Consider the following 14,996-nt stretch of genomic DNA (forward strand, 5'->3'; position numbering starts at 1 on the left):
GCTGAGGAGGCTCGACATTAACCCTGCGCGGCCCGCGGACGCGTATTCACTCCCAGGCACAAGCCGCCCGTCAGCAAAGCCAGCCCGACGTGCATCAGGTACAGGGGCTTGAAGTCGATGCGCGACAGGTGATCATGCCCGATGAGCAGGATGGTCACGGCGACGCCGAGCACGGATCCGATCTGCCGTATCGCCTGGTTGATCGCGGCGCCCACTGCATACTGGTCCTGGGGCAGGCGCGCCACCGCGGCGCCGGACAGGGAAGGAAGCACCATGCCGACCCCGGCTCCGCTCAGCATCAGGCCGGGGAACCATTGCGTCCAGTATGCCGGCTCCGTACCTGGCACCATGGCCAGCCACAGGCCGCTGCAGGCATATACCAGCGAGCCGAGCACGAGTCCGGGTCGATGGCCGATGCGCGCCGCAACCTTGCCGCTCGCAATCGCGACGGGAACGACCATCAGGGGTCCCGGCGTGATGGCGATCCCGGCAAGCGGCAGGCTGAACTTCCAGATCGACGTCATGTACGAAAAGAAGGCGAAGAACATCATCGCGAATGCGATCGCAAAGGATAGGGTGGCGACATTGACGAGGCTGTAGGTCGGGCTGCGGAACAGTTCCAGCCTGAACAGCGGATGACGGGTCCAGCCCGACCACATGATGAATGCCGCAAGGCTCAGTCCCGCACCCAGCAGCACGAGACGCAGCTCGCCGCTGTTCCATTGGCGCGATTCCCACTGGGTGATGGCCAGTGCCAGGCCGCCGACGCTGACGATCAGCAGCAGCATGCCGACGACGTCGACGTGAGGGGACCGTCCCTGCCCACGGGATTCCCGCAATACCGAAATGCCCTTGAATACCGAGACCGCGCCGAGCGGGAGATTGATGTAGAACGCCCAGGGCCAGCCCAGCGTATCCACGATCCATGCCCCAAGGCTGGGACCGATCGCCGCCGCCAGTCCGCCCACCGCGCCCCACAGGCTGACAGCCACCGCCCGCTTTTCCTTGGGAAATGCCTCGAGGATTAGGGAAAGCGAGGCTGGCGTCAGCAAGGCCGCGCCGATGGCCTGGACGACCCGGGCGGCAATGAGCAGCTCAATGGAAGGCGCGGCGCCGCAGGCGAAGGAAGCGATGATGAACAGGCTGGCACCGACGAGGAAGGTACGTTTACGGCCATGAGCGTCCGCGAGTCCGCCGGCGGGCACGAGCATCGCGGCATAGGTGACGGTGTAGGCATTGAGCACCCAGGACAGGCTGGCTGCGGACTCGCCGGCAAAGGCCCTGCGCAATGCGCCGAATGCCGCATACAGTACGGTGGCATCGATGGACACCAGCAGCACCGCCAGGCTGGCGATCCAGAAGCTGGGCCATGGAGACCGCGCGCCAACCGGCTCGCGGACAGGGATAGGAACGGCAACGGGATGAGACATCTGTTTTCCTCCGGCAAGGGAAGTCATCGGGAAATCGCGGCCCGCCTTGCAAGGATCTCGATCGGCGCCGCGAATATGATGAACATCATATTCAACATCAAAAAAACAGGCCGCGCCAGGAACGCGGCCCACTTGCGTGCTGCATGCCGTCAGGACGGCGAGTCGTACCTTTCCAGCAAGGCCTGTCGGCTGGTGTCGAGGAATGTATGTCCGCGCTCGCCGCCCATCGCGCGCGCCAGCTGCAAGGCGCCGACCATCGTGCTGGTGACGAGGGCGGCCTCCGCCGGCGGAACGCCCGAGGGCAAGACCGATTCCACCAGGGCGACCAGCCGCCTGACCCGTTCGCGCAATGCGTTGCGTACTGGATCCGGCTGGCGAACCATTTCAGACCCCAGGGCCGCCACCACGCACCCGTTCTCCGGCATTTCCATGTGCTTGGTCGAAAGATAGCTGTCCACCAGCGAGCGGAAAGGGGATGCGCCCTTCGCCTGCAGCCGCGCCATGCTTCTGTCGAGGCTGGAGGCGCTCTGCTCGCCGGCATGGCTGATCGCCTCCGCGACCATCGCTTCCCGGGAAGAGAAATGCGCGTAGAAGCCGCCGTGGGTCAGCCCGGCTTCCTTCATGATATCCGCCACGCTGACGCCGGCATCGCCGCCGCGGCGCAAGGCGTACGCGGCGGCATCGAGGATGCGCTCGTGCGAAATTTCCTTGCGGCCGGGCTTCTGTTTGCTGATGGCGCCAGTCATGGTCGGTCAACTGTGAATATGATGAACATCATATTATGCTCCCGGGCGCCCATGGTCAAGAAAAGATTCCGCCGTGGCTGACATTGCGCCTCGCATTTCGAACCATCATCCCGCAAGCCAGGAATTGACGGCAAAAAAGCCGCAAAATGCCGCGTCCAGCCTGATTGCTGTTCAGCAAGCAAGTTAAACCGTGTAAACTTCGTGACGGTTTGATTGGCCCATGCCTCGAGCGAGGCATGGCACTCTGGCGAAGTAACGTTCCGACTTCGAAGGCTTGACGTGCAGATTCATCCGCTTCGGCACCATGTCGTCCCTCTCGCCCTGCTGCTGGCGGCGCCCGCTTTCGGGCATGCGCAACCCGCGAATCCATGGGCGGATGCCCGGCCTTCAGCTTCCAGCCAGCCGCAAGGCAGGACCGCGGCATCGCGCTCGCGGCCGCCTTCCGACCTGCCGCCGCGGATTGCGCCGGTCGGCGCGCTGCGTGCGGACGCGCGGGTCGTCCTGGTCGACAACGTGACCGACGATGCGGCCCAGGCGCCAGTGCCCGGCGCCCGCCAGGATGCGCTTCCCGGACCAGTGGCGCCCAGCATTTCCCTCCTCCCCAAGGCAGCCTACAAGCCTGTTCAGGTCGCACAATGACATACGCCCCGGGACAGTCATGATCACCTCGATGGCAATGGCAGGGCGCACCGGGCGAACCGTGCTCGCGGCCTGCCGCCGCTCCATGTTCGCCACCCTGGCCTGCCTGGCGCTGATCATTTCCGGCTCGCCCGCGATGGCGGAAGAAAGCGCGCCGCTCCAGCAAATCTATCTTTACCGCAGCGCACGCACCGCGGCGTTCTTCAAGGCCAACGATTCGGACTACGGAGCCCTGCTCGTCCAATGGCGCACCTACCTGAAACGGCGCGCAAGCAAGGCATCCGAAATCGGTTACAAGGACTTGCTGGCCGGGCCGAAGCCGGGCGTGCTCATCCTCCCGTCAACGCTGCTGCTGGGCGATGACGAGCGCGCGGCGATCCAGTCTTTCATGCAGCGCGGCGGGTCGGTGCTCGCAAGCTGGGGCACCGGAGCGCGCGACGGCAACGGCAAGTGGCGCGGCTATGGCTTCGTCGAAAAGCAATTCGACCTCAAGATCGTCGGCGAGATCGAACGCGACTCCGAACAGTGGTTCATGATGCCCTTCGGCGATGGCCCGCTGACCTGGCCCATCCCGGCGGGCCGCAGGATGTTTCTCGGCAAGGTCGCGGAAAACCTCTTGCGCATCGATTCGCGCCGCGTCGCGGCGCGCTACATGAACTGGGACCGGGCGCCCGATTTCGAAGGTGAGCAGGGAGCGATCGGCTATGCGGAGATGGAAGGCGCGCGGCGCGTCTATTTCGGCTTCTCCGAATCCGCATGGGATTACCACAAGCGCGACGACATCAACCAGATGCTGGATGCGGTGATGTCATGGCTGATGCGCGAACCCCGGACCTGGATGGCTGCCTGGCCGGACGGCAAGACGGCTGCGCAGCTCCTCGAGATGGATACCGAGGACAGGTTCGAGAACGCCGTGCATTTCGCGCAGGCGCTCGAGGCTTCCGGCATCCGCGGCACGTTCTACTGCCTCACGAGTGAGGCCATCAAGAACCCGGACCTCGTCCGGAGGCTGCGCCGCCAGGGCCATGAGATCGCCTACCATGCCGAGACCCACACCGGCTTTGGAGACCAGCCGCCGGCCCATCAGGAGCAACGGCTGCAACTGATGCTCGAACAGATGGCCTCCGTCCTGGGGCCGGACCTCTCGGAGCTGACCGGCTTCAGGGCGCCGACCGAATCGTATGACCGCGCAACCGAGGTCCTCCTGCGCCGTTATGGCATGCGCCACCATGCCGCCGACCCGAACGCCACCGAGGACCGCCTTCCCTTCTTCTCGAAGGCGGAGCCGGCGCTCGGGCCGGAAGATGCGCTGGTCGTGCTTCCCAGGACCAATTACGACGACATCAGCTTTCGCAAGATGGAATTCTCGCAGGAGAAGGTGACCATGCACCTGCTGCATGACTTCGACTATGCGATCGAGGCCGGCGCGCTCGGCCTGCTCTCGGTGCACTCTCAGAATTACGGTCCGGACGGCTCCATGATGGTCGGCATGCCCGCGGTGTTCGATCGCGTCGCCAAGCTGAAGGACAAGGTCTGGTTCGCGCGCGGCGATGCCATCGCCGCATGGTGGCGCAGCCGTGCCCGCGTCCAGGCCACGGTGTCGCGCGACGCGGCGAGCGGCAACAACATCATCGACGTCGTGGTCAAGCCATCGGGGAACGTGAACGGGCTGAGCTTCATGACGACGAACGCGGTCGTCGACAAGCCGCCGGCGCAAGTCACGGCATTGACGCGAAACGCGCCCATTGCGCGCATCGTTCCCATCGACGGGTTTCGTTCGGCGATCGTGGTCGCCGCCGCATCGCCCGGCACGTATCGCTACCTTGTCCGGTATTGAGGCCGGGATTGCAGCCACGCCGCGAATCGCAAATACGGTTTTACCATGTTCATGGGATGCGCCGCACTGGCGAACCCGATATTGTTACTGCAAAGAAACAACACACATGCATCCGATGAACATTCCCGCCATGCAGGACGTCTGGGCCCTCGCCTAATGACCACATCCCCGGCAGTCATCGAGAAGCGTTCGCCCGGGTCTGCCCTCAAGGCGATCATCTTCGGCACGGACCCGAAGCAGGCGCTGCGCATCGAACGCCTGTTCCTAGCGTCGACCACGTACTTCTTCGGCATGTTCATCGTCAGCTATTGCCGCTGGAACGGCCTGTTTCCTTCCGCTTCCTATATCCCGGTGCTCGTTGGCGCCCTGATCCTCAACCTCGGCATCTACGCCGCCATCCGGCTCGACTGGAACCTCAAGACCCGCGACCCGAGCCTGACCTTGCCGCAGATGCTGATCGCCAGCCTGGCCAACACTTTCCTGGTGTACCACACCAACGAAGCGCGCGGCGCCTTCCTGCTCGGCTACGTGCTGGTCCTGGTGTTCGGCATCTTCAAGTTGCGGCGCGCCCAGTTCCTCAAGCTCGGCGCGGTGGTCATCACGACCTACGGCATCATCATTGCCATCGAGTACATCAGCCACAAGCCGGGATTCAATCTTCCGGTGGAGATGCTGCAGTGGCTGATGCTGATCTTCATCTACCCCTGGTTCGCGTGGATAGGCGGCTACATCGGGAACCTGCGCCGCTCGCAAAAGGAAGCCAATGAACGCCTCGCGCAGGCGCTTGCGCAGAACGCCGATGCGCTCACCGTGATCCAGCGCCAGGCAACCTGCGATGACCTGACCGGCCTCTACAACCGGCGTTTTGCCCTCGACCAGCTGCGGCAGGCGAAGGCGAGGCTGGAGCAGCAGGGAACGCCCTTCTCGGTGCTGATCATCGACATCGACCACTTCAAGCGCATCAACGACACCGCCGGCCACTTCGTCGGCGACAAGGCCCTGGTTGCCTGCGTGGATGCCATCAAGACCGTGCTGCGGGCGACCGACACCTTCAGCCGCTGGGGCGGGGAAGAATTCTTGCTGCTGATGCCAGGCCTGCGCGCCAGCGCCGTCGGCGACCTTGCCCGGCGCATCCATGCCAGCGTGGAGAACGTCGACTACCGCTCGCTGGGCCTGAATGACCCGCTGAGCGTATCGATCGGCGTCGCCGAAGCGAATGAAAAGGAGAGCATCGAGGACATGCTCACCGCCGCCGACAATGCGCTCTACCAGGCGAAGGCCAACGGCCGGAATCGCACGGAATACCGCGACGCCTGACCACGCTTCGCTCAATCCTTCCCGCAGCCGTTTGGTTCCTCGCAAGCCTCGTGCTTGCTCGCACGAACTTTTCCGAGGCTGCAACACTCCCCTGAGAAAAGACCGGAACATTCGGTCCGATCACTTTTACTTGAGGGGAGTTTGCCGTGACGCCATCCTGGATAGGAGGGAACAAGTTCACCTTGCTGGAAAACGGCGAGGAATATTATCCGCGCCTGTTCGCCGCCATCGACGCCGCGCGGCAAGAGGTGCTGATCGAAACGTTCATCCTGTATGACGACAAGGTAGGCCGGGCGCTTCGTGCATCGCTGCTGGCGGCGGCCAGCCGCGGCGTGCGCATCGAAGTGACGATCGACGGCTTCGGCTCCCACGAACTGCCGGATGGCTTCATCGCATCGCTCACCGGGGCGGGAGTGCGTGTGCATGTATTCGACCCCGCGCCGCGCCTGTTCAAGAGCGTCAATTATTTCCGCCGCCTGCATCGCAAGCTGGCCGTCGTGGATGGCCGGATCGCTTTCGTCGGCGGCATCAACTATTCGGCGGATCACCTGGCGGACTATGGCCCCGAGGCCAAGCAGGATTTCGCTGTGGCAGCGGAAGGACCCATCACCGCGCATATCCATGGCTTCATGCGCGCCGCCATCCAGCAACGAGAGTCCGCATGGCACCGCCTCCTGCGCCGCATGAAGCCGCGCGGCTTGCCGTCCCGTCCCGAGGCGGGCGACGGCGAGGCGATCTTCGTCTGGCGCGACAATGGCAACTGCAAGACCGACATCGAGCGGTATTACCGCCTGGCGATCCGCCTCGCCAAAAAGCGCGTGGTGATCGCCAATGCCTACTTCTTTCCCGGCTACGCCTTCCTGCGCGAACTGCGCCGCGCGGCCCGGCGCGGCGTGCAGGTGACGCTGATCCTGCAGGGGAATCCGGACATGCCCATCGTGCAGACGGCGGCATCCATGCTGTACCACTATCTGCTGCATGGCGGCGTGACCATCCATGAATACTGCAAGCGGCCGCTGCACGGCAAGGTCGCGCTCATCGACGACGAATGGGCATTCATCGGATCAAGCAACCTCGACCCGTTCAGCCTTGCGCTCAACCTCGAAGCCAACCTCGTGATCCGGGACCGGCAATTCAACCAGGATCTATACCAGCGGCTGGAGCACATGACGGAAAGCTGCAAGGCGGTCTCTGCCAGCGACCTGAAGGAATCGCGCACCTGGCGCAAGGTCCGCAGCTTTTTCCTGTTCCACTTCCTGAAGCATTACCCTTCCTGGGCGGGCGCCCTGCCCGCCCACGCGCCCAAGCTGAGATCGTTGCCGGCGGCGGTCGACGCGGCGAGCCAGGTGGACGAGCCGGCATGATGCCGGGCGAGCCCCCTTCTTCCATCGTGCCTGCCATCCGTACCTGGTGGCCGCGCATCAGGCGGCTGGTGACGTTCGCCTTCTTTGCCACGGTGGCCGTCCTCTTGCTGATGCATCTCCGCACCGTGGATTGGCATGGCGTGTTTTCCGCCATGCGTTCGCATTCGATTGCTACCATGCTGTTCGCCTGCCTTCTGGCCGTGGCAAGCCACGCCCTCTACAGCTGCTTCGACCTGTTGGGCCGGCATCTCACCGGGCATCATCTGAAAACGAGGCTGGTCATGGCGATCAACTTCATCTGCTATGCATTCAACCTCAACCTCGGCGCGCTGGTCGGCGGCGTGGCCTTTCGTTACCGGCTCTACTCGCGCTTCGGCCTGGGCGTCGATGCCGTCACCCAGGTGCTGGCAACGAGCATGCTGACCAACTGGCTTGGCTATCTGCTGCTGGCTGGAGCGGCATTCGCCGCGACGCCGCTGCCCGTGCCGGAGGATTGGCCCGTCGGCACGGCCGGATTGCGCGCCGCAGGCGGCTTTCTGAGCACGCTTGCCCTGTCCTACCTTGCGCTATGCGCCCTGTCGCGGCGGCGCGTCTGGACCGTGCGCGGACATGCCATCCGGCTGCCGTCCGCGCGGCTGGCCCTGCTGCAATTGCTGATGTCGTCCGCCAACTGGCTGATGATTGCCGGGATACTCCATTTCCTGCTAGGAGCGCAGACGCCCTTCATGCTGGTGCTCGGCGTGCTGCTGGCCGCGGCATTCGCCGGCGTGGTGACCCATGTGCCGGCCGGCCTCGGCGTGCTGGAAGCGGTATTCCTCGCCTTGCTTGCGGGACGGCTGCCGGACACGGCCATCCTGGCCGCGCTGCTGGCTTACCGCGCAATCTATTACCTGGCGCCGCTGATCCTGGCTGCAATCATGTACCTGGCGTTCGAATCAGTATCCGGTGACAAGATGGCCGCCCGTTCGGCCGGTTAGCCCGGGCGACCCTCGATCAGCCGACGCGCACCGGGACGAAGATCTTGTCCTCGCCGCGCTGGATGAGCAGGGCGACCTGCTTCCCTGCCTTGTCGATCATGCTGCGCAGCTTGTCGACGCTGTCCACCTGCACGCCATTGACCGACAGGATGATGTCTCCCTGCTCGATGCCGGCACGCTCCGCCGCGCCAGCGATCTGTTCGACCACCACGCCGCCCCGGAGGTGGCCGGCGCGGGCTTCCTCGGGCGTCAGGGGACGCACGGCGACGCCCAGCTTGCCCTGCGAAGCGCCATTGCCGGCGTCGTTGCTGGCGACAACCTCTTTCGCGGCCGTCAGGGTAGCGGCGAGGTCGATCTTCTTGCCGCCGCGCCACACCTGCAGGTTTGCCTTGTCGCCGGGCTTGGCGAACGACAGCATGGCGGGCAGGTCGCCGGAACGGTCGATCGGCCGGCCGTTGAACTGCAGGATGACGTCGCCCGGTTCCACGCCTGCCTTGGCGGCGGCGCTGCCCGGCTGCACCGACGAGACCAGCGCGCCGGCCGGCTGCCCGAGCTTGAAGGAATCCGCCAATCCCTGGTTGACTTCCTGCACGGTCACTCCCAGGCGGGGATGCGATACCTTGCCCGTCGCAACGATCTGGTCCTTCACGTGCAGGGCAACGTCGATCGGTATGGCGAACGAAACGCCTTCGTAGCCGCCGGTCTGGCTGTAGATCTGCGAGTTGATGCCGATGACGTTGCCGGTGCCGTCGAACAAGGGGCCGCCGGAATTTCCGGGATTGACCGCGACGTCGGTCTGGATAAAGGGCACGTGGCCATCACCCGGCAGGCTGCGCGCCTTCGCGCTGACGATGCCCGCGGTAGCGCTTTGTTCGAAGCCGAACGGCGACCCGATCGCCAGCACATAGTCGCCGACGGCGAGCTTGCCCGGATCGCCGAGCGTCACGACGGGAAGGTTCTTCGCATCGATCCTCAGCACGGCGACGTCGGTTTCCTTGTCGCTGCCCAGCACCTTGGCCTTGAACTCGCGGCGGTCGCTCAGCTTGACGGTCACTTCATCGACGTCGGCCACCACGTGGGCATTCGTCAGGATCAAGCCGTCGCTGCTGACGATGAATCCAGACCCTTGTCCGCGCACCGGGACGTCCGCGTCGGGCGCGCCGAAGCGCCGGAAGAAGGGGTTGTCGCCAAGCTCCGGGGGCAGGTTCCGGGCCGCGGTCCGGGAGGTGCCCGAGGTATTGATGCCGACCACCGCCGGCCCGAAGCGCTGGACGATGGCGCGATAATTCGGCGCCGCGACCGGCGCCACCGCCGGGGCCGTACCCGCAGCAGCCGTCGTCATTTCAGCATTCGTCCCGCCCGCCGCCTGCGATGCGACAGCCTGGGTCTTGAACCAGCTTCCCGGATTCCAGTTCACCGCGCCGGCGGTGCCGGCGGCGATCACGCCGGAAGCAACGAGTGCAGCGGTCAGATATTTCCGTTTCATTTTTGTCCCTTTCATCATTCATGACACCGTTCCATCGGTACAGGCTGAAAGATAGGGAGCGAGAATTAAACGAGGCTTAAGGAAGAACGCCGGGCCAAACTTGGGTTAGGTTCAGGCTGAGAAACCCGGCGCCGCGTCTTGCGGGAAGGTCACCTCGACCTTGAGTCCGCCCATCGTGGAAACGCCAAGCTTGATGGCGGCGCGGTGCATGTCGACCACGTTCTTCACGATGGCGAGGCCGAGACCGCTGCCGCCCTGGGTTTCACCGGTGCCACGGTAGAAGCGGTCGAATGCGCGCGGCCGGTCCGCCTCGGGAATGCCCGGGCCGCTATCCTCGACGACGAGTTCGACATGCCCTTGGGCGGACGAGAGGCGCACCATTACCTGTCCGCCCGCAGGCGTGTACCGGATGGCATTGTCGATGAGGTTGCGCGCGAGCATGGTCAGGGCTTGCGGGTCGCCGGCCAGTTGCAGACGCTCGGGCGCTTCAAGCGCGATTTCGATGCCCTTCTGCTCGGCAACGACATGCAATGCAGCAATGACCTCGCGCACGGCTTCCGCAAGGTCAGTTTCCTCGAACGCGCTCGCGGCATCGTCGGGATCGGTGCGCGCGGCAGCCAGCAACTGGTCGACAAGATGCGCGGCCCGGTCCATGCCTTCGGCCAGCCTTGCCCGCGCTTCCGCCCTGGCGGCATCGTCACGCGCGCGCTCCAGCAATTGGAGCTGGATCTTCAGCGCGGCCAGCGGCGAGCGCAATTCGTGGGCCGCGTCGGCAACGAAGGCGCGCTGCCTCGCGAACGCGCGCCTGAGGCGTTCGAGCATGGCGTTCAAGGCGCCCGCCAGCGGCTCGATCTCTGCCGGAAGATGTTGCGCGGTGACCTTGTCGAGCGACTTCGCATCGCGCCGCGATACTTCTTCCGCAAGCCGCCGCAGCGGCAGCAGGGAGCGGGCTACCAGCCACCATATCAGCAGGGCCATCAGGAAGGCGAATGCCAGCAGCGGCAGGAGGCTGCGCAATGCGGCCGCGGCGGCCAGGTCGCGCCGCAGGTCGAGCGGCTGGGCCACCTGGATGATGCGGTCGCCCGCCGGCAGCCCGAATACCCGCCACTTGCCCTGGTCGGTGACCATGTCCGCAAAGCCGGCCACGGCCCGGTTGGGCACAGGATTGCGGGCGTCGGAAAGGTAGACGATGGCTCCGCTCAAGGTCCAGATCTGGACCACGACCTGGGAACTTTCGTCTTCATTGGCGCCCGCAGCCGGCGACGGCAAGGTGAATCCATGGTCACGCAGGGACAGCGCGATCTGGCGCAGCTGGTCATCGAACAGGGCTTCGTTCTCTCGCAGGGTGAAGCGGTAGGTGACGGCGCCGAGGACCAGGGCCGTCAGCAAGGCCGCCGCCAGCAGGCTGGCGGAAAGGGTCGCGCGAATGGATTTCATTGCTGGCCCGGCCGCGGAACGTAGTAGCCGACGCCGCGCACGTTGCGGATGAAACCGGACCCGAGCTTGCGCCGGACCGCGTGCACGTACACTTCCACCGTATTGCTTTCGACTTCGCCGCCCCAGCCGTAAAGTCGGTCTTCCAGCTGCGCGCGCGACAATACCTGGCCGGGACGCAGCATGAGCGCCTCCACCAGCGCGTACTCGCGCGCGGACAGGTTCACGGGCTGCCCATCCAGCGCCACTTCCCTGGTGGCGAGATTGACCCGCACGCCATGCGCCTCGATGATGGTGTCGGCCTGCCCGGCGGCGCGGCGCAATGCCGAGCGCGCGCGGGCCGACAGCTCGTCGAGATCGAAAGGCTTGACCAGGTAATCATCGGCGCCGGCGTCGAGTCCGCGGATGCGGTCCGCGACCTCGTCGCGCGCGGTGACGACGATGACCGGCGTGCCATCCTTGCGGGCCCGCATCCTGCGCAGCACGTCCATGCCATCCCGGCCGGGCAGCCCCAGGTCGAGAAGCACCAGGTCGACGTGTTCCGTCGACAGCACGGTGTCGGCGAGCTCGCCGTTGCGCACCCAGTCCACGACGTAGCCCTCCTGCCGCAGGAAGGTACGAACGCCTTCGCCAATCATGGAATCGTCTTCAACCAGGAGGATGCGCATATGCCGCGGATAAGTGGAATGTCATGCCGGAACACGCGAATATTGACATAATCGACAGGACTCCACCAAGCACGAGGACCAGGCACCGACATGCAGACCTATACCGATATCCTCCGCACCTACATGGCGGCCCTCGGCCGCAGCGACTACGCCACGATCACCGGCCTGTTCGCCACGGATGGCAGGGTACGTTCGCCCTTCCTCGGCGAAATGCCGGCGGTGCCCTTCTTCGAACGGCTCGGCCAGGCCTCCGCCACCAATGTCATCATCCCCATCGACATTTTCCTGAGCGCGCAGGACAAGAATCACGCGGTCGCCTATTTCCAGTACGACTGGACCGTGCGGGATGGCACCCTGATTTCCTTCAAGGTCATGGACCTGTTCCGTTTTCGCCCGGGAACATGCGAGATCGAGTACCTCGACCTGATCTATGACACGCACCCCATCCGGGCGACGGCTGGGGACAAGTACCAGGCGTCAGCCCAGCCCCAGCCTTCCGCGCCCGCGCCATGATAGTCCGGCACTAAAACGGGCATTGAACGATTCAAATTCTCAGGTGGCGGGCGGATTGCTATCCTTGTTGGCATGACGTGAAACAGACAAGGGATGCAATCATGAACAAGCAGTCTTCCAACAAGCCGGGCATTTCCTCCGCACAGCTGGCCCTCGGCCTTGCCATCAACCTGGGCGGCATCCTGGCAGTTGCGCATCAATTCTTTTCCTGAGCGAATCCCCCTGCGTTTGCGGCCAAGCTTTCGGCCGCGCCGCGGGAGCCCTTCTCCTGGCCGCCCTTCTCCAGCTGCCATCCATCTCATCATTGCTTCCGCCGTTGCGCGACCTCCCGCCTGAACGGCCGGCTTGCGTTGCCATATCGCAAGACGTTTCCCCAGCATTGACATAGGCGCAATGGCCGCGCGATGTTTTGCGCGGTCTCATGCTATTGTCGCTAAAACAAGCGATAATTCCGCGTTGCAATTCGAGGCTCGTCATCCTGCCGATATTTGGCGCAGCCTGTTGTCCAAGCATTCCATCCGACGTCTTGCCCATATCGCTTTCGGCCGTCCCGATGCCATTTACGTTGTTCATTCCGTTGAGGTACTCATGCAAAGCCGCAATGCATACCCGACTTCACCTTCGGCCCGCCGCCGGGAGAAACGCTCCGCCCCAATCCTCCTGCAAGCCTTTCTGTTCGGCATGGTGGTGGCAAGCTCAAGCGGGATGGTCCAGGCTGCAAGCACTTCGGAACTGGCAGATCTCGATCTCGACGAACTCGGCGACATACGGGTAACCTCGGTATCGAAGCGCGCGGAACCTCTCTCCGGCGCGCCCGCCTCGATCTATGTGATTTCCGGAGAGGACATCCGTCGCTCCAGCGCAAGCACCCTTCCGGAAGCCCTCCGCCTGGCGCCTAACCTGCAGGTCGCGCGGGTCGATGCCCGCAACTATGCCGTTACCGCCCGCGGCTTCAACAGCCCGTTCGAAAACAAGCTGCTGGTGCTGATCGACGGACGTACCGTTTATTCCCCTTTATTCTCGGGGGTTTACTGGGATGCCCAGGACGTGGTGCTGGAAGACATCGCCCGCATCGAGGTGATCAGCGGCCCTGGCGCCACCTTGTGGGGCAGCAATGCCGTCAATGGCGTGATCAACATCATCACCAAGTCGGCCGCGGACACGCGCGGACAGCTTGCATCCGTCAGCTTCGGCAAGGACGAACGCCAGGGCACCGTAAGGCAAGGCGGCGTCACCGATGGCGGAATCAACTACCGCGTGTATGCCAAGTACATCGAAGCCGACGACCCGGAGCGCGCCAACGGCAGCCTGTCGCCGACAGGATGGAACCGCCGCCAGGCCGGGTTCCGCAGCGACTGGGGCACGGCTGGCCGCAACGTTACCGTGCAGGGCGATGTCTATTCGGGATCGCTCCACCAGGCCGGTACGCGCAACATCGAGATTTCCGGCGCCAACCTGACCGCGCGCTCGAACCTGACCCTGGACGACGGTTCGGTGCTGACCCTCCAGGGCTACGTGGACCAGACGCGGCGCGACCAGCCCGGCGCCTTCGTCGAACGCCTCAATACCATCGACCTGCAGGGCCAGCACGCGATGCGCCTAGGCCGGCATCACGTCGTCTGGGGCGCGGGCTACCGCGTCGGCGCCGACCAGGTGCAGAACGACACCGCGTTCGCCTTTCTCCCCGACTCGTTCGACATGCACTGGGGGAACGTGTTCGCGCAGGATGAAATCTCGTTGGCGGACAGCCTCCGCCTGACGGTGGGCGCCAAGATGGAACACAATCCCTACACCGGCAACGAGTTCCTTCCGAACCTGCGCCTGGCGTGGAATCCCGCCAAGGACCAGCTCGTGTGGGCCTCGCTCGCGCGCGCCGTGCGCTCGCCGTCGCGCATCGACCGCGACTTGTACAGCCCGACCACGCCGCGCGTGGTCGGCGGCGTACCGCAGTACGGACTTGCCGGCGGCCCCGATTTCGGCTCGGAATACGCCAACGTCCTTGAACTCGGTTACCGCGGCACGCCGACCCGCGCGCTTTCCTATTCCGCAACCGCGTATTACGCCCGCTACGACCGGCTGCGCACGCTCGAACCCAATGCCGCCGGACCGGGACTGGTTTTCCGCAACATGGCCAACGCGCGCAATGTCGGCCTCGAGCTCTGGGGCAACTGGCAGGCCAGCGAACGGTGGCGCCTGTCGGCGGGATTCACCGCGCAACGCATCAGCAGCTCGCTCGACCCCGGAAGCCGCGACTCGTCGGCAACGACAGGCCTGGTGACGAGCGATCCCAGCAACCAATGGCAGCTGCGCTCGCTGTTCGACGTCGCGCCAGGGCAGGAACTCGACCTGAGCCTGCGCCACGTGAACAGCCTGGTCCAGCCCGCGGTCCCCTCCTACACCGCGCTCGACCTGCGTTACGGCTGGAAGGTCAGGCGCAATCTCGAGATTTCCATCACAGGCCAGAACCTGCTCGACCCAGCCCATCCGGAATGGGGCGCTGCGCCTGCCCGAAGCGAGTACGATCGCGCGGTGATGGTCAAAGCGGTCTGGCGCATGTAGCGCGGTCCCGACGAGACTCTGCGCAA

The 14,996-nt window shown here is 64.7% G+C and carries 12 protein-coding genes; 7 read left to right on the forward strand and 5 right to left on the reverse strand.

Annotation, left to right across the window (positions count from 1 at the left end; translation table 11 throughout):
* Window positions 1-17: 17 nt before the first annotated feature.
* Both G3574_RS00435 and G3574_RS00440 read right to left on the reverse strand, forming a co-directional pair.
* The gene (locus tag G3574_RS00435) at window positions 18-1,430 is read right to left on the reverse strand and encodes an MFS transporter (RefSeq protein WP_163959773.1); all 1,413 of its coding nucleotides are present in this window, start codon (window positions 1,428-1,430) and stop codon (window positions 18-20) included.
* A gap of 149 nt (window positions 1,431-1,579) precedes the next feature.
* Window positions 1,580-2,176: a TetR/AcrR family transcriptional regulator gene (locus G3574_RS00440; protein ID WP_163959775.1), complete on the reverse strand. Its 597-nt coding sequence runs from the start codon at window positions 2,174-2,176 to the stop codon at window positions 1,580-1,582.
* A gap of 279 nt (window positions 2,177-2,455) precedes the next feature.
* Between G3574_RS00440 and G3574_RS00445 the strand changes: the two genes are divergently transcribed.
* The 5 genes from G3574_RS00445 (at window position 2,456) to G3574_RS00465 (ending at window position 8,310) form a co-directional block, all read left to right on the forward strand.
* On the forward strand, window positions 2,456-2,815 hold the full coding sequence (locus G3574_RS00445) for a hypothetical protein (RefSeq protein ID WP_163959777.1): 360 nt from the start codon (window positions 2,456-2,458) through the stop codon (window positions 2,813-2,815).
* Between the two features lie 19 nt (window positions 2,816-2,834).
* Window positions 2,835-4,652, forward strand: coding sequence for a polysaccharide deacetylase family protein (locus tag G3574_RS00450; RefSeq protein ID WP_163959778.1), 1,818 nt, complete (start codon window positions 2,835-2,837; stop codon window positions 4,650-4,652).
* A gap of 156 nt (window positions 4,653-4,808) precedes the next feature.
* On the forward strand, window positions 4,809-5,969 hold the full coding sequence (locus G3574_RS00455) for a GGDEF domain-containing protein (protein WP_163959780.1): 1,161 nt from the start codon (window positions 4,809-4,811) through the stop codon (window positions 5,967-5,969).
* 146 nt (window positions 5,970-6,115) lie between these two features.
* Window positions 6,116-7,333, forward strand: a complete 1,218-nt coding sequence (gene clsB / locus G3574_RS00460; protein ID WP_163959782.1) for a cardiolipin synthase ClsB — start codon at window positions 6,116-6,118, stop codon at window positions 7,331-7,333.
* On the forward strand, window positions 7,330-8,310 hold the full coding sequence (locus G3574_RS00465; RefSeq protein WP_235952842.1) for a lysylphosphatidylglycerol synthase domain-containing protein: 981 nt from the start codon (window positions 7,330-7,332) through the stop codon (window positions 8,308-8,310). The genes clsB and G3574_RS00465 overlap by 4 nt, the downstream gene beginning before the upstream one ends.
* A 16-nt stretch (window positions 8,311-8,326) precedes the next feature.
* On the opposite strand, the gene G3574_RS00470 is transcribed toward G3574_RS00465, so the two are convergent.
* The 3 genes from G3574_RS00470 to G3574_RS00480 form a co-directional block, all read right to left on the reverse strand.
* On the reverse strand, window positions 8,327-9,796 hold the full coding sequence (locus G3574_RS00470) for a Do family serine endopeptidase (protein ID WP_235952843.1): 1,470 nt from the start codon (window positions 9,794-9,796) through the stop codon (window positions 8,327-8,329).
* A 111-nt stretch (window positions 9,797-9,907) separates the two neighbouring features.
* Entirely contained in the window at window positions 9,908-11,233 is a 1,326-nt protein-coding gene (locus tag G3574_RS00475; RefSeq protein ID WP_163959784.1) for an ATP-binding protein, read from the reverse strand.
* Window positions 11,230-11,898 (reverse strand): response regulator, encoded by a 669-nt coding sequence (locus G3574_RS00480; protein ID WP_163959786.1) that lies wholly within the window; start codon window positions 11,896-11,898, stop codon window positions 11,230-11,232. The genes G3574_RS00475 and G3574_RS00480 overlap by 4 nt, the downstream gene beginning before the upstream one ends.
* Before the next feature lie 90 nt (window positions 11,899-11,988).
* On the opposite strand from G3574_RS00480, the gene G3574_RS00485 reads away from it, so the two are divergent.
* A complete protein-coding gene (locus G3574_RS00485) occupies window positions 11,989-12,411 on the forward strand; it encodes a nuclear transport factor 2 family protein (RefSeq protein ID WP_163959788.1) in 423 nt (140 codons plus the stop codon).
* 588 nt (window positions 12,412-12,999) lie between these two features.
* Window positions 13,000-14,970, forward strand: coding sequence for a TonB-dependent receptor plug domain-containing protein (locus tag G3574_RS00490; protein WP_163959790.1), 1,971 nt, complete (start codon window positions 13,000-13,002; stop codon window positions 14,968-14,970).
* The last annotated feature ends 26 nt before the right edge of the window (window positions 14,971-14,996 follow it).

Source organism: Noviherbaspirillum galbum (assembly GCF_010974945.1).
GTDB lineage: Bacteria > Pseudomonadota > Gammaproteobacteria > Burkholderiales > Burkholderiaceae_D > Noviherbaspirillum > Noviherbaspirillum galbum.

Coding starts and splice junctions, on each gene's coding strand:
- G3574_RS00455 (WP_163959780.1), top strand. CDS start 4,809: ATGACCACATCCCCGGCAGTCATCGAGAAGCGTTCGCCCGGGTCTGCC.
- G3574_RS00435 (WP_163959773.1), bottom strand. CDS start 1,430: ATGTCTCATCCCGTTGCCGTTCCTATCCCTGTCCGCGAGCCGGTTGGC.
- G3574_RS00490 (WP_163959790.1), top strand. CDS start 13,000: ATGCAAAGCCGCAATGCATACCCGACTTCACCTTCGGCCCGCCGCCGG.
- G3574_RS00440 (WP_163959775.1), bottom strand. CDS start 2,176: ATGACTGGCGCCATCAGCAAACAGAAGCCCGGCCGCAAGGAAATTTCG.
- G3574_RS00480 (WP_163959786.1), bottom strand. CDS start 11,898: ATGCGCATCCTCCTGGTTGAAGACGATTCCATGATTGGCGAAGGCGTT.
- G3574_RS00485 (WP_163959788.1), top strand. CDS start 11,989: ATGCAGACCTATACCGATATCCTCCGCACCTACATGGCGGCCCTCGGC.
- G3574_RS00465 (WP_235952842.1), top strand. CDS start 7,330: ATGATGCCGGGCGAGCCCCCTTCTTCCATCGTGCCTGCCATCCGTACC.
- G3574_RS00450 (WP_163959778.1), top strand. CDS start 2,835: ATGATCACCTCGATGGCAATGGCAGGGCGCACCGGGCGAACCGTGCTC.
- G3574_RS00470 (WP_235952843.1), bottom strand. CDS start 9,796: ATGAAACGGAAATATCTGACCGCTGCACTCGTTGCTTCCGGCGTGATC.
- G3574_RS00475 (WP_163959784.1), bottom strand. CDS start 11,233: ATGAAATCCATTCGCGCGACCCTTTCCGCCAGCCTGCTGGCGGCGGCC.